Genomic DNA, 20,413 nt, shown 5'->3' on the forward strand with positions numbered 1-20,413 from the left:
AACGAATCCATCCGGTTTTCCCCTGCCGTTGGCGTCTCGGTCTCAACCTCGCGCCAAAAACCCTCGTGCGTCACCCCATTCATCATAATTGATTCGATCAAATGCACGAAAACGATTCCGATGAGCAAAACGAAGCTCTCATCTTGCATCAAAAAAACGCATAAGCCCCTGCATCAACGCCCCTACGCAAGCCGTGGCCACGCCCGGGTCAGGATTGCGCGCAGGTCGAGGCCGCGCGGCAAGGCGCCGAAGAAGAAGCTGCGCTCCGCCCCTAGCCTGCCCTGGCAGAAGGCGTCCGCCACGGCCGGCGGCGCATGGCGGAGGAGCAAAGCGGCCTGGAGCGCCAGCGCCAGCTGCTCCGCCAGTCGCCGCGCGGCGACCTCCTCGCCGGCGTCCCTGCGCAGCGACTGCTCCACCATCGCCAGATGAGCGTCGTACTCGGCGTTGACGCCGGCCGCCGCGCGCAATTCATCGACGACAATCTCCAGCCCTGCCGGCTCGCGGCGCAGGGCGCGCAGCAAATCGAGCGCCTGGATGTTGCCGGCGCCTTCCCACAACGAGTTGACCGGAACGTCTCGATAGAGCCGAGGCATGGGCGACTCTTCGATGTAGCCGTTGCCGCCCAGGCACTCCATGGCCTCTGTGACGACGGCGATGGCGCGTTTGGTGATCCAGTATTTGGCGATCGGCGTCACGATGCGCGCGAAGAGCTGCTCCGCCTCATTCTCCGGCGCAGCGTCGAAGCTGCGCGCCAGCCGCAACGCCAGCGCCACCGCCGCCTCGTATTCGACCGCCAGGTCGGCGAGCACATTGACCATCAACGGCTGCTCGACGAGCAGGCGGCCAAAGGCTTTGCGCTGCGCGGCGTGGTGCAACGCCTCGGCCACCGCGCGGCGCAGCGTCGCCGCAGAGCCCAGCGCACAGTCCAATCGGGTGTGGCGCACCATCTCCATGATGGTGGCGATCCCGCGGCCCTCCTCGCCGATGAGCTGCGCCCACGCGCCGTGGAACTCCACTTCGCTGGAGGCGTTCGAGCGATTGCCGAGCTTGTCCTTGAGCCGCACGATGCGAAAGGCGTTGCGCTCGCCGTCAGGCGTCCAGCGCGGCAGCAGGAAGCAAGAAAGCCCGCGCTCCGTCTGCGCCAGCACCAGGAAGGCGTCGCACATCGGCGCAGAGCAGAACCACTTGTGGCCGGTGATGCGGTAACTTTGCCCGGGGCCGGGCCTACCTTCGGGGATGGCCCACGAGACATTGGCGCGCACGTCGCTGCCGCCCTGCCGTTCCGTCATCGCCATGCCAAAAAGCGCGCTGCGCTTCTCTTCTGCGGGCAAAAAGCTCGGGTCGTACTCGGTGGCGAGGACGCGCGGCTCCCAAATGACGGCGACATCGGGTTGATTGCGCAGCGCAGGCACCACGGCGAACGTCATCGTCAACGGGCAGCTCGTGCCCTCATCGACCTGATGACGCAACATCATCAGCGCGCCGCGGGCGACGTGAACGCCGGGCTGCGGTTTGCTCCATGGCATGGAATGGGTTTCATAGGCCATGCCGATCCGCATCAGCTCATGATAGGCGGGATGGTATTCGACCTCGTCGCGACGCCGGCCAAAGCGGTCATGCGTGTAGAGCACCGGCGTGTAGCGGTTCGCCAGCTCGCCCAGGTGCAATGTCTCCCGCCGGCCCAGCAGCGCGCCGAACTCGACGGCGCGCGCTTCAATCCAGCCCCCGCCCTCGCGGTGCACCGCCTCTTGCAGAGCGACGTCCAGGGTGTACAGATTGTAATCCTCCAGTGGCTCGGGTTGATTGAGCACGCTCTCCGGAGTAAACGACTGGAAGGTTGAAAGCGCCGTCATGGTCTCCTCCTCGGTTCAACTGGGGATCGAAGTAAACGCATCTGTCTTTGCATTTTACCATCGATGTCCTTCCGTTCGCTCTTTGCATTCGTTATGGACGCGGACTGCGGGCGCAGGCCTTCGTCTGCGCTTCGAACGCCGAAATCGTTTGGCTTCGCCTGGGTTTCTTCACCGGCTTCTTCAAAAGTCAGAGACGACGGTTTTTCAATTTTTCATGGCGCTAATGTGAAAATAGATTCAACGCAAAGGTGCAAAGAAGCGCAAAAGAGCGCTTTGTGAGCCGGGCGGGGTTTCATCGTCTGCGGCGCCGTCCAAACATGGCGCCCGAAGAGCAGGGGCGAGCGAGGGGTCGATGAACAGAAATGCATCTCCTGTGATTGTGACGGAAGGATTGACGCGGCGATTCGGCGCGCTCACGGCGGTGGATTCGCTGAATCTGACCGTCTATCCAGGTGAAGTCCTCGGCTTTTTAGGGCACAACGGCGCAGGCAAGACGACGACGGTGCGGCTGCTCAACGGCGTGCTGACGCCGAGCGCCGGCAAGGCGCGTGTGCTCGGCCTCGACCCGGCGACCGAGGGCGCAACGCTGCGGCGGCGCACCGGCGTGCTCACAGAAACGCCCTCGCTCGACGAACGCCTCACCGCGCGCGAACAGCTTCAAATCTACGCAGACTTTTACGACGTGCCTCCCCAGTCGGTGGGCACGCGCGTCGACGAGCTGTTGGAAATTTTTCAACTGGCCGATCGGGGCGATGAGCGGGTGAGCACGTACAGCCGCGGCATGAAACAACGCCTGGCCCTGGCGCGCGCCCTGCTCCATCGCCCGGAGCTGCTCTTTCTCGATGAGCCGACTGCCGGCCTTGATCCCGTCTCGGCGCGACAGGTGCACACCCTGATTCGCGAGCAGAGCCGCAGCGGCGATCACACCGTCTTTCTGTGCACCCACAACCTGGAGGAAGCGCAACGACTCTGCCACCGCGTGGCGGTGCTGGAGCGTGGGCGCATCGTGGCGTTGGGCGCGCCGACTGAGCTGGGGCGCAATCTTTGGAAGGGCGTGCGCCTGGAAGTGGAAACGTCGCCGGAGGCGGTGACGTCGGCTTGCGCCGCCTTGCAACAATTCGCCTCGGCGCGTGAGGTGACGCAACCCGACGAACGCCCGATTTTGACCCTGGCGCTCTCCGATCGCAAAGAGATTCCACGGCTCGTTGCGCACCTGGCAGCCGCCGAAATTCCGATCTATCGACTGACGCCTCGGGAGCCGACGTTGGAGGACGTCTACTTTGCCCTGCACGAACGAAAGGAGGAGAGCCGATGAATCGCCGCGCCGTTCGAGCGGTCGTTCGCCGCGACCTGCTCTCGGTCACGCGTAGCAAAGGCGTGATGATCCCCTTGATCCTCGTTCCGCTGATCCTGATGATCGTCCTGCCGACGGTGGTCGCCTTCGCAACGCCGGCCTCTGCGCACATCCCCGGCGCCAATCTGGCCGGCATGGAGCAACTGTTAGAGCAAACGCCCCCTGCGTTGAAAGCGCAATTGGCCGGGGATACGCTCGAGCAGCAACTGGTCGCGTATATGCTGCTTTATATGTTTGCGCCGCTGTTTCTGGTGATGCCTCTGATGGTCTCGACCGTGATCGCAGCCGACAGCTTTGCGGGTGAAAAAGAGCGCAAGACGCTGGAGGCGCTCATCTACACGCCGACCACCGACCTGGAGCTCTTTCTCGGCAAGCTGTTGTCCGCCTGGCTGCCCGCCATGGCGATCTCGCTGCTCAGCTTTGCACTCTATGGCGTCACCGCCAATCTCGCCGCATGGCCGATCATGCAGCGCATCTTCTTCCCGAACGCCATGTGGCTGGTGTTGGTCTTCTGGGTGACGCCGGCCGCCGCCGCCGCAGGCATAGGCGCGGCGGTGTTGATCTCCTCGCGCGTCAACACGTTTCAAGAGGCGTATCAGATCTCCGGCGTGGTGGTGGTCCCCATTGTGGCGCTCGTGATCGTCCAGGCGCTGGGCGTCCTTTATCTGAGCGTCGCCCTGACCGCGTTCCTGGGATTGATCATCTGGATGGCGGCGGCTGCACTGCTGGGGTGGGGTGTGCGCACCTTCCGGCGCAGCGAAATCATTGCGCGTTGGTGAATCGTTTGCGTAACGCGCTACTTGCGGGTATTCTGTCCTGCACCGTCTCGGCTTTTTGACGAAAGGACGCGCCCCATGGGGGTTCTCCAAGATTTTTTCACCTATCTTCACCATCTCTCGCAAGTCATCCACTACGCGCTGACGTTGGATCCACGCCTCTACGCCTACGTGAGCGCCAACCCAAGCGCAAACTGGCTCGTCGCCGGCGTGGTCTTCCTGGCGGGCGCATCGACGTTGCTGGGGCAGAGCGTAGTGCTCTTCGTCAACCGCGTGCGGCGAGGAAGATTTCTCTTTAGTCTGGCGCTCAACGGTGTGATGTATATCATCAGTTATCTGGTGTGGGGCGCCATGATTGCTCTGGTCGGGCGGTTTCTGTTCAGCGATCCGCCCGCTTGGGGTTCGGTCATCCGTCTGGTCGGGTTGAGCACGGCGCCGCTGATCTTCGGCTTTTTCATTTTGATCCCCTGGATGGGGCCGTTTATCGGTCGCGTGTTGAATGTGTGGGGCTTCCTGATCCTGCTAAGCGCCGTGGAGTTCGGCTTTCAGATCGGCTTCTGGCAGGCGCTGCTATGCGTGGGCCTCGGCTGGCTATTGATGCTGGCGCTCCATCGCGCAGTGGGGCGGCCGATCGTGGCGCTGCGCAATCGGCTCTGGCGGCGGGTCATCGGCAGCTCGCTGGACGCGTCCACGGAGGACCTGTTGTTGCAATTCGCCCAAAAAGGCGAAGCGCCGGTGGTGCTGCAGAGAGGCCGTCAATGATCACCTACCTGTTCCTGGGCGTGTTTCTTCTCCTCTTTGTCACCGCTGCACTGGCGCCGCTGGAGTCGCTGGGCTGGTGGGCCGGTTGGACGCGTGAAGCAAGCGCCAAAGAAGCTCGACCGAAGGCGAAACCCTCCGTCGCTGCACACCGGGCGGACGAACCCGACTTCTATCTGATCTATCTCTCCGGCATCGGTGCCATTTCCGGCGACTCCTTCCCGGAAGAGGAGTATCCCTTCCTGCAAGGACTCAAGGCTCGCCTGCCCACTGCGAAGGTGATCACCGACGTTTACCCCTACTCGGTCACCAACAACGGCTTGACCGGCCAGCGTTTCTTCGCCGGGCTTTGGAAGCGCATCGAGAAGATGCGTTGGAAGAACCCCAACAGCATGCTGGCGTTGTTTGTCAACCTGCGCAACGCTTTGCAAATGTTCGTCTCCGCCGATCGCCGCTATGGGCCGATCTACAATCTCGGCATCGCCAATGAAATTTACCGCGTCTTGCTGCAACACGGCTACAGGCCGGAAAACGGTCGTCCGATCGTGCTGTTGGGTTGGAGCGGCGGCGGTCAGATCGCCATCGGCGCGGCCAACTACCTGGCCGACCTGCCCAGTCCGTTGTACGTCATCTCGCTCGGCGGCATGTTGTCCGACGACCCAGGGCTGGAGAAGCTGACGCATCTCTGGCATCTCTACGGCGTGGCCGATCCGCTGCAGGCGTTAGGAGCCGTCCTCTACGCCGGTCGCTGGCCGATCTTCCCGCACTCGCCCTGGAACAACGCCATGGCGGAAGGCCGGATCGATATCATTTGCCTGGGCCACTACAGACACAACAACGAGCGCAATTACTTCGACATGAAAACGCCGTTGCCCAATGACGCCCGCGGGCGCACGTACGGAGAGAAAACGCTCGACGCCGTCGTTCATATTCTGGAAGATCAAAAATTGATCGGTGGAGCGTCGGAAGAGGAAGAACAAAGGCAGCGCAGCGCCGCTGCAACGATGCAAGAGGCGCCTCCGTCGTCCTCTCTCCAAACTGCAGCGTAAATTGCGCGAGAGGAAAAACGTTTCACTCGCTGCACTCTTGGCGCCGCAACGAGGTCGCTTTCAATAGGCAGCCAACGCACGCGCCGCCGCATAGATTTTCTCTGCATTAGGGCGATACGCGTCTTCGAGCGGCGGGCTGAAGGGGATCGGCGTGTCCAGCCCACCCATGCGCTGCACGGGCGCATCGAGCCACTCGAAGGCCTCCTCGGCGATCAGCGCCGCCACTTCGGCGCCGACGCCGGCCAGCTTGTTGGCCGCGTGCACCACGAGCACCTTGCCGGTCTTGCGCGCCGTCGCCAGGATCGCCTCTTTGTCCAGCGGTTTGAGCGAACGCAAGTCGAGCACCTCGGCGTCGACGCCTTCCTGCGCCAGCCGCTCTGCAGCCGCCAGCGCCTGATGCAGCATTGCACCGTAGGTGATGATCGACAGATCCGCCCCCACGCGCGCCAGGTTGGCTTTGCCCAGCGGCACGATGTACTCGCCGGGCGGCACATGTCCCTTCAGCGAACGATAGAGCGGCTTGCTCTCGAAATAGATCACCGGGTTGTCGTCGCGGATCGCAGCGATCAGCAGTCCTTTGGCGTCGGCGGGCGTGGCCGGCGCCACGACTTTTAGCCCCGGCGTATGGACGAACCACGCTTCGGGATTCTGGCTGTGAAACGGCCCGGCGCGCAGGCCGCCGTCCGCCGGCGCGCGGATGACCCAGGGCACGGCCCCGCCCCAGCGGTAATGGGTGGTGGCGGCAAATTGCACGATGCTGTCGAAGGCCGAGCTGATGAAATCGGCGAACTGCATTTCCACCACGGGCCGCAGTCCCATCAACGCCATGCCGGTGGCTGCGGCGACGAAACCTAGCTCGGCGATCGGGGTGTTGATGACGCGCCGCGCGCCGAACTCCGCCTCGAAGCCTTTGGTGACTTTGAATGCGCCGCCGAATTCACCCGCAATGTCCTCGCCCATCAACAGCACGTTGGGGTCGCGGCGCATCTCTTCACGCAACGCCTCGCTGATGGCGGCGATGTAGGTCAGCTCGCGGGCGACGTCGGTTGGACTCTGAAGCATGTTTGGGTCATCGGTGAACGGAAGTGCGCCGGCCGTCTTCATCCCCTTCACTCTCCTGCATAGACGCCTTGCTCCACCGTCGCCGGGTCGGGCAGCGGGCTGGCTTCGGCCTGCGCCAGCGCGTCGGCGATCTCCACCTCGACGCGTTGGGCGATTTCCGTGAGCTCCGTTTCATCGGCGACGCCTTCATCGAGCAGCTTCTGTCGATAGCGCTTGACGGGGTCGCGACCCTCCCAGTATTCCAGCAACTCCTTTGGCACGTACTCGGCGCCGTCGTGGATGGCGTGTCCGAGCATGCGCATCGTTTTGGCTTCGATCAAGGTGGGGCCGCTGCCGCCACGCGCGCGCGTCGCCGCCGCATGCACGGCTGCGTAGACCGCCTCCACGTCGTTGCCGTCGACCGTGACGCCCGCCATACCGTAGATTTCCGCGCGGCGGGCGATGTCGGGAACTTTCATCTGTTGATGCAGCGGCGTCGAATAGGCGTATTGATTGTTCTCGACAATGACAATGAGCGGCGCATTCCAGAGCGAGGCCATGTTCAGCGTCTCGTGGAAGAGGCCGGCGCTGCTGGCGCCGTCGCCGGTGAAGGTGAGCGCCACGCGCGGCTCGTTGCGGTAGATGAAGCTCATGGCGGCGCCGAGCGCGACCGGCAACGAATGGGGCAAATGGCTGATGAAGCCGATGATGTTGTGGCGAAGGTCGCCCATGCCGTGCAGGTTGGCGTCGCGGCCGCGAGAGACGCCGTCGGCGCGGCCCAGCAGGTTGCCAAAGACGCGGGCCGGCGTCAGGCCGCGCAGCAGGTAGGCGCCGAGGTCGCGATGCATGGGTGCAATCACATCCTCCGGCCCCAGGGCGTAGGCTGCGCCCACGCTGATCGCCTCGTGTCCGCGTTGGCTGAATGTGCCGCCCACGCCCCGTCCTTGTTTCCAGAGATTGACCATTGTCTCATCGAAGATGCGCGTCAGCAGCATCCAGTAGAAGAGCTCGAGCCGTTGCTGATTGGTGAGCAAGCGCGAGGTCGTCATGCAGCCTCCCGTCGATCAGCCGAACTTGGCACGCAAGATGGCGAGCGCCTGCGCCAGCGTCTCGGCGGCGCTCTGCCCGGTGTTGTCGATGCGCACCGCGTCTTCCGCCGCGCGCAGGGGCGACAGATCGCGCTCGCTGTCGATGCGGTCGCGGCGCAAGATGTCGGCGAGCACCTGTTCATAGGGCACATGCTTGCCCTGTTTTTTCAGCTCATGATAACGCCGGCGGGCGCGTTCCTCCGGCGCCGCGTCTATGTAAAATTTGATCGGCGCTTCCGGGATCACCACCGTGCCAATGTCGCGGCCCACCAACACGACGCCGCGGCGGTCGCCCTCGCCGCGTCCGTAGCGATGGGCGATCTGGCGCTGACGCTCGGTCATGGCCTGACGCACGGCGGGATAGGCCGAGACCACCGAAACGTTGCGATCCACCTCCGGCGCTCGAATCCGCCAGGTGACGTCCTGTCCATCCACCAGCACGGTGGCGTGGCGTCCATCCTGCTCGTCGGGGCCGGGCGAGCGAATGTCGATGTCGATCTGCTGCGCCAGTGCGGCGACGGCGCCTTCATCCTCCACCGGGACGCCTCGCGCCAGCGCCGCCCAGGTGACGGCGCGATACATCACGCCGGTGTCAAAGAAAAGATAGTCGAGCGCCTGCGCCAGCCGGTAGCCCAGCGTGCTCTTGCCGGAGGCGGCCGGCCCGTCGATTGCGATCATGGCGGGCGCCAGTTGGAGGTGGATGAGCGGCTTGTTCACCTGTTCGTCGGCCAAGCTCATTTTCGCCTTCTCGGATGGCTTTGCAGGTTCAGGCTTGTTTTTCTTGCGACTGTCTCCTTGCGCCTTTCTTTGGGGCGAGGCGATGCAATAGGCGTTCGTCGATTCGGCGTGCGGGTCGTCGAACGGCCATCGGGCGCCGGCTCTAACCCCACCGCCCTGCGCAGCGCGCGCACCTCCGCCTGGGACAAGGCCACGCACTGCCCCAGCGCCAGGTCGCCCAGCGTCAAGGGGCCGATCGCCCAGCGCACCAACCGCAGGGTAGGATACCCCACCGCTGCGGTCATATGGCGAATCTGACGTTTTTTGCCTTCTCGCAGCACAATGCGCAGCCAGACGCCTGCACTCGGCCCTTTGCTCAGCTTCAGCGCTTCGGGCGGCGCCTGGACAATCTCCACTTCCGCCGGCGCGGTGCGACCTTCGGGCAACTCGACGCCCTCGCGCAGCGCCGCCAGCGCGGCGGCGGTGGGCGTCCTTTCCACCAACACGTAATAGGTCTTGGGATGTTCGTAGCGCGGATGGGTGAGCCGATGCGCCAGCTCGCCGTCATCGGTGAGCAACACCAGCCCTTCGCTGTGCAGGTCGAGCCGTCCGACCGGGAAAAGTCGGCCCGCGTCCGGCGGCGCCAGGTCGAGCACGGTGCGGCGCTCGCCCTCTGCAGCCGGAGCGTCGCTGAGCACCCCGCGCGGCTTGTGCACTTTGTAATAGCGGTGCGTCGAGGCGGGTTTCACCGTTGCGCCATCGACGACGATGCGGTCGCGCGCCGGATCGACCTTGACGCCCAAGGTCTGCACGATTTTTCCGTTCACCTGCACGCGGCCGGCCGCGATCAAGTCTTCACACTTGCGCCGACTGCCGACGCCTGCGGCGGCCAACACTTTTTGCAATCTCTCAAGAGTCATGAAGATGGATTGTAGCGCCGATGCATTTTTGCGTCAACGCGGAGAGGCGGGCGCTGTTGTCCGATTCGAGCGAATTGGGCTTCTCGGAGGCTATGAATCGGATTGGAAAACAAGATCATCCAATGAGACATTCAGTGCGTGTGCAATCGCCAGCAACACCCCTTTGCTGCCGACGCGCTTGCCGGTTTCGAGTTGTGATAAATACGCCGGACTGATCCCGGCTCTTTCCGCAAGTTGTTGTTGGGTGAGCCCGCGATACTCGCGCCAGACTTTGATCGGATTTTCACCATCTAACAGCGCAAAGACAACCTCGCCTGGAATAGTTTCTTCTTTTCCTTGTTCAATCGCCAACTTTACGGCGTCGAAATCACGAATATCTTGCAATAGTTCAACTTCCTCGATGAGCTGCAGGTAGGCTTCATAGGGCAACACTGCCCATTCAGGTCGTCCATCACGCGCTATGATCTGTACAGAGGCGTTCATCGATAAACCTCCCCACGTTTTGCGATCTTGATCACTAAAATCGCCAAGACATCGTGCTGGATTTCATAAATGATTCGCCAGTCCCCTACTCGTAAGCGATATCCTGGGCGATTTTGCAGCTTTTTGATATTGCTATTAGGTGCATATGGATCTAACGCCAGCAGTTGTAATTTTTCGCGTATCAGAATGGCTGTATTTCTGGGCAAGCGCAACAAGGTTCTCTGCGCTTCCTTTGCAAATACAATTCTATACACAATCTTGTATTATGTTGCGCTTCGTTGAATTTCCTAAGACCTTGCGGTTCCCCAAGAATGTACAGTGCGGAGCCGCGCCGGCTGCCTCCCCGACAGGTTGTAGACTGGTCCTGTCCTTCGAGAACAGGCGCTGGGAGCCGCATTTCCACCATCATCGTTGCTTTGACAGATTGTAGACCAGCCCTGTCATTCGAGAATGTGCGGCTGGGAGCCGCACCTACTATGTTAATTTAATATATATATATTAGCATAATGCAATAAATATCAACAAGAAAAATTTGCAATTTGCAATTTCAATAAACGATACCGGTGATTCCCCCCAGAAGCTTCGGGAAACGCCGAGCCGTTCAAAAACCATCTCATATCCGTATGAACACCTTGAGCACGCCTTTCTCACCGGCGCGAGCAATGGCCTGCGCAGCGTCCTCCAGAGCATACTCGGCGTGAATCAGCGGACGTGGATCGATTCGCCCTTCGCTCAGCGCCGCCAACGCCGGTTGAAAGGGGCCGCAGCGGCTGCCGATGATTGTCACCTCATCGACGACCAGGCAGCTGAGATCGAACTCCTGAAGGCGATCGGCGAAGGTGCTCTTGAGCATGAGCACGCCGAGCGGGCGCACCAGCCGCAGCGCCGTAAAAAAGCCTTCGCGCGCGCCCGTGGCGTCGACGACGATGTCCGCCGGTTCGTCGGCCAGGCGCTCGAGCCGATCCGGCGCAGCGAGCACAGTGCGCGCCGGCGTAGAGGCGAGCAACGCCAGCTTTTCCGGATTGCGACCGACGACGGTCAGGTCGCAGCCGGTCTGCGCCAGCACGAAGGCGCACAGCAGCCCCAGCCGGCCATCGCCCACTACGATCACCTGCTGGCCCGGCCCGATGCTCGCCTGCTCCAGCAGCTCGTAGGCGGCGGCCAGCGGCTCGGTGAAGACGGCGACCTCGTCGGGCAGCGAGTCTGGGACAGGATGCAAATTCTGGAGCGGGAGCAGCGTATAGTCCGCAAAGACGCCGTCGCGCCCGATGATGCCCAGCGAGGTGCGCTGACGGCAGTGCTTGGCGAGACCGCGACGACACAGCGTGCATCGTCCGCACCCCACGTTGATCTCGCCGACGACGCGGCGCCCTTCCCAGGAAGGATCCGCCGGCGAGCGCACGACCTCCCCCACGAACTCATGCCCCAGGACGCCCTGAAAGCCGCCCTTGTAGCCGCGCAAGAGCTCGATGTCGGTGGCGCAGACGCCCGCCAGGCGCACGCGGATGAGCGCTTCGTCGCCGGTTGGCTGAGGCGTCGGGTAGTCGTTGCGCACGACCAGCGAGCCGTTGCTCACCACGGCTGCGCGCATTGTGGGAGGGATAGGAACACTCGGTGGTTTCATGCTCAATTACAGCAAGCCGGCTTGTCTTGCCGGCCTCGGGAACAAATCGGGAGACTGAACTATGAGGCAGCACAGCCATCGTTCCAGAAAGGCAATCTTCCCGGAACGATGGCGAGTTCGACGGCCGCTTATGCAGTTGCGGCGGCGCCCTGTCCTACAGACTTCTTTCCATCGCGATGGAAAAGCGAACGCTCGTCCCAGGCCACAAGAATCTGCGTGGCGTTGAAGATCGAGCTGTACATGCCGGAGACGAAGCCAACCAACATGGTGGCGACAAACTGTTGCAGGGTGACGCCGCCGAGCACCAGGATGGCGACCAGGATCAACAACACCGTGATCTGCGTGGCAATCGAGCGCGTGGCCGTCTCGATGATGCTGCGGTTGGCGACGACGGCGAAGCTCTCGTTGCGATAGCGATGGAAGTTCTCGCGGAGGCGGTCGAAAATGACGACGGTGTCGTTGACGCTGTAGCCGATCACGGTGAGAATGGCGGTCAACGTCAGCGCGTCCAGCTCCCAGCCCGCCACCAGATTCATGATGGAGAGAAAGGAGAGCGTCACCAACACGTCGTGGATCAGCGCCGCGACGGCGGCGACTCCGTAGCGAAACGGGTGCGGCACGCTGCGGAACGCCCAGGCGATGTAGAGCAGGATCAAGATCGACGCCGCCGCCAGCGCCACGATCGCCGCCTGGCTTACCTCGCGACCGACGGCCGGCCCCAGGCTGCGATAGGTCAACTCTTCAAAGGGGCCAAACTGCGCCTCCAGCGCCTGGCGCAAACGGTCTTTTTCTTCGGCGTCGACAGGTTTGAATTTGATTTGGGCGGTGAAGTCATTGTTGACGGTGAACACTGTGGTGTCGCCGTAGCCGGCGTCCACAAAGACCTGGCGCACTGCGGCTGGCTGCACCGGCTGGCTGAACTGGACCTCCCACACTGTGCCGCCCGTAAAGTCGATGCTCAGCGGCAGCGGCTGCCCGCGCGTCGCCGTCGACCAAAGCATAAACACAAACGCCGGCAAGATCGAGACGAGAGAAATCAGGAACCAGATTTTGCGTTTTTCGACGATGTGATACATCGCGTCCATCTCCTGTGGATTTCGACAGCCGCTGTTCAAAAGGGCTGTAGGCCAAACCTTGTCAATAGCCGACGATCAACTGCGCTGTCTTGGCGCGCTGATTGCGCATGCCCAGCAACGCTCGCATGAAGCTGCGCGTGATGAAGAAGGCGGTGAACATCGAGATGATCACGCCGAGACCCAGCGTCAGCGCATAGCCTTTGACGATGCTGGCGCCGAACTGGTTGCCAAAAATGTAGAGCACGGCGCAGCTGATTAAGGTCGTCAGGTTGCTGTCGAAGATCGCCGGCCAGGCGCGGCTGAAGCCCGCCTCCACCGCCAGTCGAGGCGACCGTCCACTGCGCAGTTCCTCGCGTAAACGCTCGAAGATCAGGATGTTGGCGTCGACCGCCATGCCGACCGAGAGCAGAAAGCCGGTGATGCCCGCCAACGTCAGGGTCACCGGCACCAGCTTGTAGATGGCCAGGTTGAAGAAAATGTAAATGGTCAGCGCCACATTCGCTAGCAAGCCGGGCACGCGATACATCAACACCATGAAAAGAAAGACCGCAGCCATGCCGATGAGGCCGGCGGTCAGGCTTCTCTGCACCGAGTCCTGTCCAAGCGTGGCGCTGATGGAGCGCACGTCCACCACTTTGAGCGGCACCGGCAGCGCGCCGTAGCGCATCTGAATCGCCAGCGAGTTGGCCTCCGCCTCGGTGAATTGCCCTGTAATGACGCCCTGGTCGCGAATGGCGGCCTGGATCACCGGAGAGGACAAGACGACTCCATCCAACACAATCGCCATCGGCTGTCCGATGTGGGCGCTGGTGTAGTTAAAGAACTGATCTCCGCCGGGGCCGGTCAGCTCAAAAGCGATTTCCCACATCCCGAACTGATCCTGGCGGGCGATGGCGGTGCGCAACACATCGCCGGTCATGACGGTGGTGAAGGTGCGATCTCCATACGGGACCTTGCTGGGGTCTGCATCGGGTAGGGACAGATATTCCTGGACCGCGTTGGGACGATTGGTGGTGTTGATCACCATGCCTTGTTGCAGCGGCAACCCTTCCGGATTGACAAATTCAAGCTGACCGGTCGAGCGAATCGTCTCGATGGCCCGGTCGGGATCGCTGACGCCGGGCAGCTCGGCTGTGATCCGATTGTCTCCCTGCGACTGGACCACCGCCTCTGAAACGCCCAGGCTATTTACGCGGCGCTCGACGATCAGTTTGGCGGTCTCCATGGCGCCGGGCTGCAACTCGCGCCCCTCCGGCAGGTCGGCCTCCAACATCACCTGCGTGCCGCCTTGCAGGTCTAACCCTAGCTTCAATTCGAGCGGCGTCGGATTGCCTGCTGCGTCAGAGCGCACCAACCAGGCCGGGTGCGGAACGGGCAGAACGATGTAGACGGCGAGCGCTGTCAAAATAGCGATCGAAATAAGCGTAATGATGGTGTTGCGCATTGAACTGACTCCACCCCCATGACCGGCGCAACGAAATGAAGCCTTACGCCGGATGACAACCCTGATAACAAAATTGCGGCGAGGCGCCTGGCAAAGCAGTGCGCCATGGCAATGCAACTTTTCCATTATAAGCGGGTCGGCGAAACAGCGGCAAATTGCCCGTACAATCAGGGAGGAATGCAATCTTCACAATCAGATTCCGATCCTGTAGAATACAGACATCGAGCAGGCGATGAGGCCTGTTTTCTATCTTCGATAGGTTTCACAAAGGAGTGACGCATGAGCAAAGCCCAACCGCTTCCGCCTGAGACGCATCCGCCTCTTCAGGATCACACCCCACCCCCAGTGGAATCTGCAGGTGAGACTTCCTCACCCTCCGGATTTGTTCGAGATGCGATGATCGTCGACGCAGAGCATCCCACCGGCGAGACGCCCTATGACCCGCCGCCGCCTCCCCAACGCGTGAGCGCCTACGCCGTGGCGCTCGGGCAGCTTGAACGAGTTTCCAATTTCATGAACCTTGACGAGGACATCCGCTGCTATTTACGCACCTGCCAGCGCGAGCTGATCGTTCACTTCCCCGTGAAGATGGACAACGGCTCGATCCGCATGTTCACCGGTTTCCGCGTGCATCACAATATGGTCAAAGGGCCGACCAAAGGGGGAATCCGTTACCATCCTGATGTAACGTTGGACGAGTGCCGCGCGCTGGCGATGTGGATGACGTGGAAATGCGCATTGATGGACCTGCCTTACGGCGGCGCCAAGGGCGGCGTGATCGTCGATCCCTCCAAATTGAGCCTGCGTGAGCTGGAAAAGATGACGCGGCGCTACGCCACCGAGATCAGCCTCATGATCGGGCCGGAACGCGACATCCCGGCGCCGGACGTCGGCACCAATGCGCAGATCATGGCGTGGATCATGGACACCTACTCCATGCATCGCGGCTACTCGATTCCGGCCGTCGTCACCGGCAAACCGGTGGCCGTCGGCGGCACGCTGGGCCGCGAGTCCGCCACAGGGCTGGGCGTCACCTACATCACGCGCGCCATTCTCAAACAGCGCTTTGGCCGCAGCCTGGAGGACGCCACCGTCGCCATTCAGGGCTTCGGCAACGTCGGCGGCTGGACGGCGCGCACCATGCACGAACGCGGGGCGCGCATCGTGGCCGTCAGCGACGTGCGCGGGGGCATCTACAATCCCAGAGGGCTGGACTTGCGCCAGCTTCAACGTCACGTCAAAGAGACGGGCAGCGTCGTCGGCTTCAACGGCGCCGACGCCATCACCAACAGCGAGTTGCTGGAGCTGGAGGTGGATATCCTTGTGCCGGCCGCGCTGGAAGGACAAATCACGGCGGAGAACGCGCATCGGGTGCGCGCCACCGTCATCGCCGAAGGGGCCAACGGCCCGACTACGCCGGAGGCCGATGAAATCCTGGCCGACAAAGGCGTGCTTGTCATCCCGGACATCATCTGCAACGCCGGCGGCGTGGTGGTGAGCTACTTCGAGTGGGTGCAGGGGCTGCAATCCTTCTTCTGGAGCGAGGGCGAAGTGCGGCAGCAGATGGAGCGCACGCTGCTCGACAACCTGGACGCCGTCATCGCCACGACTACGCGGCGCAAATGCGATATGCGCACCGCCGCCTACGTGATCGCCATCGAGCGCATCCAGGAGGCCATGCGGCTGCGCGGCTTTTACCCGTAAGACTGAGTCGCCGTCTTCCGGGAAGCTTCAAATCATCCAAAAGCTTTCCAGAAGACGGCGACAGACTTTGTCTACAGGCGTTGTGTTATACTGTCCCCCATGAATCAAGACCTGCGCCGCAAGCTGATCCTCTCCCTGGTGGGAGCGCTGCTTCTCTACATCATCCTCGTCCTGTGGAGCGACATCCGCCAGGTGCAGAGCGCCTTGCAGGCCTTCCCCTGGCAGTGGTTTCCCCTGGTGGTTGCGCTGGCGCTCACCAACTACGGCGTGCGCATGCTGCGCTGGCACTGGTGGTTGGGGCTGGTGGGCGTGAAGATCTCTCGTTGGGACAGCGGACGCGTCTTCGGCCTTGGCAGCCTGATGATGATGACGCCGGGCAAGGTCGGCGAGCTGCTTAAGGCGTACATGGTCAAAAACATCACCGGCGATCCCATCAGCCGCACGGCGCCGATCATCGTGGCCGAGCGCGTCATCGACGGCATCGCCATGTTGATTCTGGCCGGCGTCGGGTTGATCGCCTTTCCGGAGCCGCGCGCCCAGTCGGTGGCCGTGTTGCTGCTGGCGGCCTTTGCAGCGGGGATCGTCATCATTCAGATTCGCCCGCTGGCGCTGCGCCTGTTGGCCATCGCCCATCGCATTCCGCTGGTGAATCGCTTTTCGGATCAGCTTTACACCCTCTACGACAGCAGCTACACGCTCTTTCGGCCTGGGCCTCTGCTGTGGGCGCTTGCGCTCGGCGTGCTGGCGTGGGGCGCTTCGGGGCTGGCCTTCGGCGTGACGCTGGTCGGCTTCGGCGCGGAGCTGAGCTGGCAGACTTTCTTCATGGCGGTCTTCATCTTCAACATCAGCACGGTGATCGGCGCAGTCGTGGCGCTGCCGGGTGGGTTGGGCGGCTTCGAGGGCAGCGCCGTCTTTTGGGTTGTGCGCCTTTTCGGACTAAGCGCCGCCACCGCCACCGCCGCCGCGCTCGTGATCCGTTTCTGCACCCTCTGGCTGAGCGTCGGCATCGGCTTTGTCAGCTTTTTGCTCTGGCATGAGCTGTTGGCCGGCGCAGAGACGGCTCATCCCAAAGCGGTCGTCCGCAGCAAGCGCTAAGGAGAAGATCGCTCTGGGGCGTGCAGCGCTCCGAAGGTGCGCGGCGCATCCGGCGCAAACTGCAGCGAGTCGGCGATCTTCGCCAGCGTGGCGGTCATGTCGGGATCATGCGTGTACGCGCCGATCGAGAGCACGAGATGTCCATGCGCCAGCATCACGGCCTGCGCAGCGCCTAGTTCGCTGATAATTGCCACGTGAAGGCGCTGCCAGACGCCCTTTTCATCCTCCTCAGCCATCTTCTGGTGGCTCAACGTCCCGAGTTGCAGCGGCGCTTCGCCGTGGGCGGCTCGATGGTGCATTTCATACCACTGCTGCAGGTCTTGACCTTCTGCGATCTCGTAGCCCATCCACGCAATCTCGATCTTATCACCGCCCAGGATGGAGGGATCAGGAGGATAGAGCGCCACATAGTCCCCCTTTTCCGACGCCTCGATCTTCCAATCGACCGGGTGCGCAAAGGAGAAAAACGGCGCCTGAAACGTTGCCCAGCCTTCCATTTGGGTTGCAAGCGATGGTTGTGCAGTGCGATCCGGCAGCCACAGGGGCGTACAACCGGCGGCGAACCAACAAAAGACGCCGATTGACCATAGCCAGCGCAACAGGAAGGGACGGCGCACTTTCACAGAACCTCCTCGTTATTTAGACCGATGGATGATGTTTCGCAATCCACACCAGATCAGCGGCGTCGGAAAGAGTGAGTGTGACTTGTCCGCCAAGCCCCGCAAGGGCAGCGGGCGGAAGGCGCCTCCCGGCTAGGTCAAGGTTATCGCGGAGACAAGCGTCGCAGCAAGCCGCTCTTCATCGAGAACAAGGCCCAACCCCGGCGCGTCCGGACACGTCAGCCACCCCTCTGCGTCGATCTCGATCGTCTGCGTGAGCGGAAAATCGCGACGAGACGTCGTCCAGAAGGGCGGATCCCAGGGGAATTCCAGAAACGGCGCAGTGCCGACGGCTGCCGCCAGATGCAGGTTCGCCATCAGGCCGAGGCCATTGCCCCAGGTGTGCGGCGTGAAAAACAGGTTGGCCGCTTTCACCGTCGCGCCCAGCCTGGCGAGCTGCGTCATCCCGCCGGTCCATACGACGTCGGGCTGGTAGACGTCGAGACACTCTCGCTCCAGCAAGGTGTAAAATTCATGCATCTCGCGCGTGCCTTCGCCGCCGGCGATGCGGACGCGCGTTGCGCCGCGCAGCCTGGCCATGCCGGCGTAGTCCCCGCGATGGAGCGGCTCCTCCATCCAGTAGACGTTCCGGCGCGCCAGCTCCTGCGCCACCTCCAGCGCCTGCGCATACGTCCACGGCGTCCGCGTGTCCCAGGGCATGCGCCAGCCCTGGTTGCAATCGACCATGATAGCAATCTCGTCTCCCACCGCCCGGCGCACGGCGGCGAGCACAGCGAAGTCCTCTTCGATGTGTGCACGGCCGAACCTCACCTTGAGCGCCTTGAACCCCTGCGCCACGGCGCGCAAAGCCATCTCCGCCGTCTCCGCAGGGGTGCGATGCACGCCGAACGAGGCGTACGCAGCCACGCGGTCGGACGCGCCGCCGAGCATCCGCCACAACGCTTTCTCCTCGATCTGCCCGACGAGATCCCACAGCGCAATTTCAAGCGGCCAGCAACGCGCGGCATGGAAGTTGATGTTGTCGAGCACGGCGGCGTGGCGCTCCAGATGGCGCGGGTCTTGGCCGAGAAAGAGGTGCGCATATTCCTGGAAGCCGTGCATGGCGTCTCCCGAACCGACGCCCATGCGCCCTTCGTCGTCGAAGACGCGCACGAGGGTGACGCCGAAGGCGCGGCGTGGCTGCGGGTCCCAGGAGGCAGGGAAGGGCGGGTCGAGCGGCAGACGATGGTGAGCGATCTCGATGCGGGTGATTTTCATAGCGCTATTCCGTGCATGCCTTTCGTCGCCAGGCCTCCCAGGTGTGGAGGGTGCGCTGCGCCAGCTCGGCCAGTTCGGCGTCATCGGCCACGCGCGCGTTGTTGGCGCGCATCGGCTGGTTTTCGGGCGAACGCATGGAAGCGAGCAATGCGTCGAGGTCAATCGTACGCTCGCACAACGGCCGGATCACCTCGCCGAAGTCGAGCCGCTGCAACAGCGCCGTGAACGCTTCAGGGAGCTCTGGTGCAGAGAGGCCGGGCTGCATCGCCTGTGCGACGGCCTGATAGCGCGCTTCGTTCGGCTCGATGCTCCAGGCCAGCGTGCTCTGCATGGCGACGGCGACGGCGACGGCGTGGGGGAGATGAGCGACTGTGCCCAGGGCGTGGCCGATGGCGTGAGCGATGCCGGTGCCGGATTGGTCGATCGCCATGCCGGCCAGGCAGGCGGCTTCCTGCATCTGCTGCCTCGCCGGCAGATGCTGCGGTTCGGTCATCGCCACGGGCAGGGCCGAAGCGATCAGCCGGATCGCCTGCAGTGCAAAGCTCTGGGCGATGGCGTTGGCGCGCTGCGCCGTGGCAGCCTCGATGGCGTGCACCAACGCGTCGAGGCCGGTGGCGACGGTCAAGGGCTTCGGCAGCGTCGTGGTGACCTGGGGGTCGAGCAGGGCGACGTTGGGACGCAACTCATCGCCCCAAGCCCAGGATTTGCGCCCCTGCTCATCGGTCAGGACGCAGGTGCGCGTCACCTCTGCGCCGGTTCCACTGGTGGCCGGGATCATCACGCCGGGCAGCTTGCCGTCATATGGATAAGCGCACAGGAGATAATCGCGCACAGGCCGCTCGCCGACGGCGACCGCTGCAATCAGCTTGGCGGTGTCGAGCGCAGTGCCGCCCCCCAGCCCGACGACGGCGACCTCCTCACCCAGCGCTCGCGCCATCGCAGCGCCCTCGTCGATCGTCGTCGTCCGAGGTTCACCGGGCGGGGCCAGAAAGGTCTCCACAACCCAGTGCGAAGACAACAGGGCATAGACGCGTTGCACCCAACCGGCGGCGGCCATGCCCTGATCGGAAACCAGGAGGATGCGGCGGACGTCGAACCTGCGCAGAACGTCCGGCAGCGCGTCGAGCGCGCCCGGGCCGACAATCAGGAGAGGGAATGGGTCGATGGTGTAATTGGAATTCATTGTAAACACCAGGGTAGTCGCCTATACGTCGAATCGCGTCTCCAAATGCCTCACCCCGCTTGCCATTTTACTGCGACCTGCTGGTGGCGCAACAGCCTGGTGCGGCTCACTTTTCGGGTGGGCAAACCTGCTCCTCAAATTCCCCAAGACCTTGCGGGCCATCAAGAAGCGTGCGGCTGAGAGCCGCACCTACGATGCTTCCTTCCCCCTCTCCCAGCATTGGGAGAGAAGGCCAGGGGGTGAGGGCCCACTGCGCTTCCTGCATTTTCCACGGCCTTGCGGTCTATCGAGGACGTGCGGCTGAGAGCCGCACCTGGTATCGTAAAAGGGAGCAGGGAATCGACCGAAGCCGCACCGAGTCGCCGAGAGA

At 62.8% G+C, this 20,413-nt stretch carries 19 protein-coding genes; 6 read left to right on the forward strand and 13 right to left on the reverse strand.

Annotation, left to right across the window (positions count from 1 at the left end; genetic code table 11):
• Positions 1-182 precede the first annotated feature (182 nt).
• Positions 183-1,853 (reverse strand): isovaleryl-CoA dehydrogenase, encoded by a 1,671-nt coding sequence (locus tag Q0367_RS16405; RefSeq protein WP_297633917.1) that lies wholly within the window; start codon positions 1,851-1,853, stop codon positions 183-185.
• A 352-nt stretch (positions 1,854-2,205) separates the two neighbouring features.
• Here Q0367_RS16405 and Q0367_RS16410 point away from each other — a divergent pair, with 352 nt between their 5' ends.
• The 4 genes from Q0367_RS16410 to Q0367_RS16425 all read left to right on the forward strand — a co-directional run bounded on the left by Q0367_RS16410 (position 2,206) and on the right by Q0367_RS16425 (position 5,791).
• Positions 2,206-3,168, forward strand: a complete 963-nt coding sequence (locus Q0367_RS16410) for an ABC transporter ATP-binding protein (RefSeq protein WP_297633914.1) — start codon at positions 2,206-2,208, stop codon at positions 3,166-3,168.
• Positions 3,165-3,986 carry an ABC transporter permease subunit gene (locus tag Q0367_RS16415; protein ID WP_297633911.1) on the forward strand — a complete coding sequence of 274 codons (822 nt, stop codon included), beginning with the start codon at positions 3,165-3,167 and terminating at the stop codon, positions 3,984-3,986. The genes Q0367_RS16410 and Q0367_RS16415 overlap by 4 nt, the downstream gene beginning before the upstream one ends.
• Before the next feature lie 75 nt (positions 3,987-4,061).
• Positions 4,062-4,745, forward strand: a complete 684-nt coding sequence (locus Q0367_RS16420; RefSeq protein WP_297633908.1) for a hypothetical protein — start codon at positions 4,062-4,064, stop codon at positions 4,743-4,745.
• Positions 4,742-5,791 carry a hypothetical protein gene (locus Q0367_RS16425; RefSeq protein WP_297633905.1) on the forward strand — a complete coding sequence of 350 codons (1,050 nt, stop codon included), beginning with the start codon at positions 4,742-4,744 and terminating at the stop codon, positions 5,789-5,791. The genes Q0367_RS16420 and Q0367_RS16425 overlap by 4 nt, the downstream gene beginning before the upstream one ends.
• A 60-nt stretch (positions 5,792-5,851) precedes the next feature.
• Here the strand turns inward: Q0367_RS16425 and Q0367_RS16430 are convergent, their stop codons facing one another.
• From Q0367_RS16430 to secD, 9 genes are all read right to left on the reverse strand, one after another.
• Complete coding sequence (locus Q0367_RS16430; RefSeq protein WP_363325880.1) at positions 5,852-6,853, reverse strand: alpha-ketoacid dehydrogenase subunit beta; 1,002 nt, start codon at positions 6,851-6,853, stop codon at positions 5,852-5,854.
• A gap of 47 nt (positions 6,854-6,900) precedes the next feature.
• Positions 6,901-7,881, reverse strand: coding sequence for a thiamine pyrophosphate-dependent dehydrogenase E1 component subunit alpha (locus tag Q0367_RS16435; RefSeq protein ID WP_297633899.1), 981 nt, complete (start codon positions 7,879-7,881; stop codon positions 6,901-6,903).
• Positions 7,882-7,896: 15 nt separating this feature from the next.
• Positions 7,897-8,658, reverse strand: a complete 762-nt coding sequence (cmk, locus tag Q0367_RS16440; protein ID WP_297633896.1) for a (d)CMP kinase — start codon at positions 8,656-8,658, stop codon at positions 7,897-7,899.
• Positions 8,655-9,557, reverse strand: coding sequence for a pseudouridine synthase (locus tag Q0367_RS16445; protein WP_297633893.1), 903 nt, complete (start codon positions 9,555-9,557; stop codon positions 8,655-8,657). Before Q0367_RS16445 ends, cmk begins: the two co-directional genes overlap by 4 nt.
• A 90-nt stretch (positions 9,558-9,647) precedes the next feature.
• Positions 9,648-10,040: a helix-turn-helix domain-containing protein gene (locus Q0367_RS16450; protein ID WP_297633890.1), complete on the reverse strand. Its 393-nt coding sequence runs from the start codon at positions 10,038-10,040 to the stop codon at positions 9,648-9,650.
• Positions 10,037-10,294 (reverse strand): type II toxin-antitoxin system RelE/ParE family toxin, encoded by a 258-nt coding sequence (locus Q0367_RS16455; protein ID WP_297633887.1) that lies wholly within the window; start codon positions 10,292-10,294, stop codon positions 10,037-10,039. The genes Q0367_RS16450 and Q0367_RS16455 overlap by 4 nt, the downstream gene beginning before the upstream one ends.
• 359 nt (positions 10,295-10,653) lie before the next feature.
• Positions 10,654-11,631 carry an alcohol dehydrogenase catalytic domain-containing protein gene (locus Q0367_RS16460; protein ID WP_363325881.1) on the reverse strand — a complete coding sequence of 326 codons (978 nt, stop codon included), beginning with the start codon at positions 11,629-11,631 and terminating at the stop codon, positions 10,654-10,656.
• Positions 11,632-11,792: 161 nt separating this feature from the next.
• Positions 11,793-12,749 (reverse strand): protein translocase subunit SecF, encoded by a 957-nt coding sequence (gene secF, locus Q0367_RS16465; protein ID WP_298983591.1) that lies wholly within the window; start codon positions 12,747-12,749, stop codon positions 11,793-11,795.
• A 52-nt stretch (positions 12,750-12,801) separates the two neighbouring features.
• Positions 12,802-14,184, reverse strand: a complete 1,383-nt coding sequence (gene secD, locus Q0367_RS16470; protein ID WP_297633879.1) for a protein translocase subunit SecD — start codon at positions 14,182-14,184, stop codon at positions 12,802-12,804.
• 279 nt (positions 14,185-14,463) lie between these two features.
• Between secD and Q0367_RS16475 the strand changes: the two genes are divergently transcribed.
• Together Q0367_RS16475 and Q0367_RS16480 are read left to right on the forward strand one after the other, a co-directional pair.
• Positions 14,464-15,888, forward strand: a complete 1,425-nt coding sequence (locus tag Q0367_RS16475) for a Glu/Leu/Phe/Val dehydrogenase (RefSeq protein ID WP_297633876.1) — start codon at positions 14,464-14,466, stop codon at positions 15,886-15,888.
• Positions 15,889-15,987: 99 nt separating this feature from the next.
• Positions 15,988-16,983 carry a lysylphosphatidylglycerol synthase transmembrane domain-containing protein gene (locus Q0367_RS16480; RefSeq protein ID WP_297633873.1) on the forward strand — a complete coding sequence of 332 codons (996 nt, stop codon included), beginning with the start codon at positions 15,988-15,990 and terminating at the stop codon, positions 16,981-16,983.
• On the opposite strand, the gene Q0367_RS16485 is transcribed toward Q0367_RS16480, so the two are convergent.
• The 3 genes from Q0367_RS16485 to Q0367_RS16495 all read right to left on the reverse strand — a co-directional run bounded on the left by Q0367_RS16485 (position 16,980) and on the right by Q0367_RS16495 (position 20,043).
• Positions 16,980-17,606 (reverse strand): hypothetical protein, encoded by a 627-nt coding sequence (locus Q0367_RS16485; RefSeq protein WP_297633870.1) that lies wholly within the window; start codon positions 17,604-17,606, stop codon positions 16,980-16,982. The two genes, Q0367_RS16480 and Q0367_RS16485, sit on opposite strands and share 4 nt — an antisense overlap.
• A gap of 129 nt (positions 17,607-17,735) precedes the next feature.
• On the reverse strand, positions 17,736-18,860 hold the full coding sequence (locus Q0367_RS16490) for a mandelate racemase/muconate lactonizing enzyme family protein (RefSeq protein ID WP_297633867.1): 1,125 nt from the start codon (positions 18,858-18,860) through the stop codon (positions 17,736-17,738).
• A 4-nt stretch (positions 18,861-18,864) separates the two neighbouring features.
• Positions 18,865-20,043 carry an iron-containing alcohol dehydrogenase gene (locus tag Q0367_RS16495; RefSeq protein WP_297633864.1) on the reverse strand — a complete coding sequence of 393 codons (1,179 nt, stop codon included), beginning with the start codon at positions 20,041-20,043 and terminating at the stop codon, positions 18,865-18,867.
• Between the last annotated feature and the right edge of the window lie 370 nt (positions 20,044-20,413).

Source organism: uncultured Caldilinea sp., from assembly GCF_937128415.1.
Lineage (GTDB): Bacteria > Chloroflexota > Anaerolineae > Caldilineales > Caldilineaceae > Caldilinea.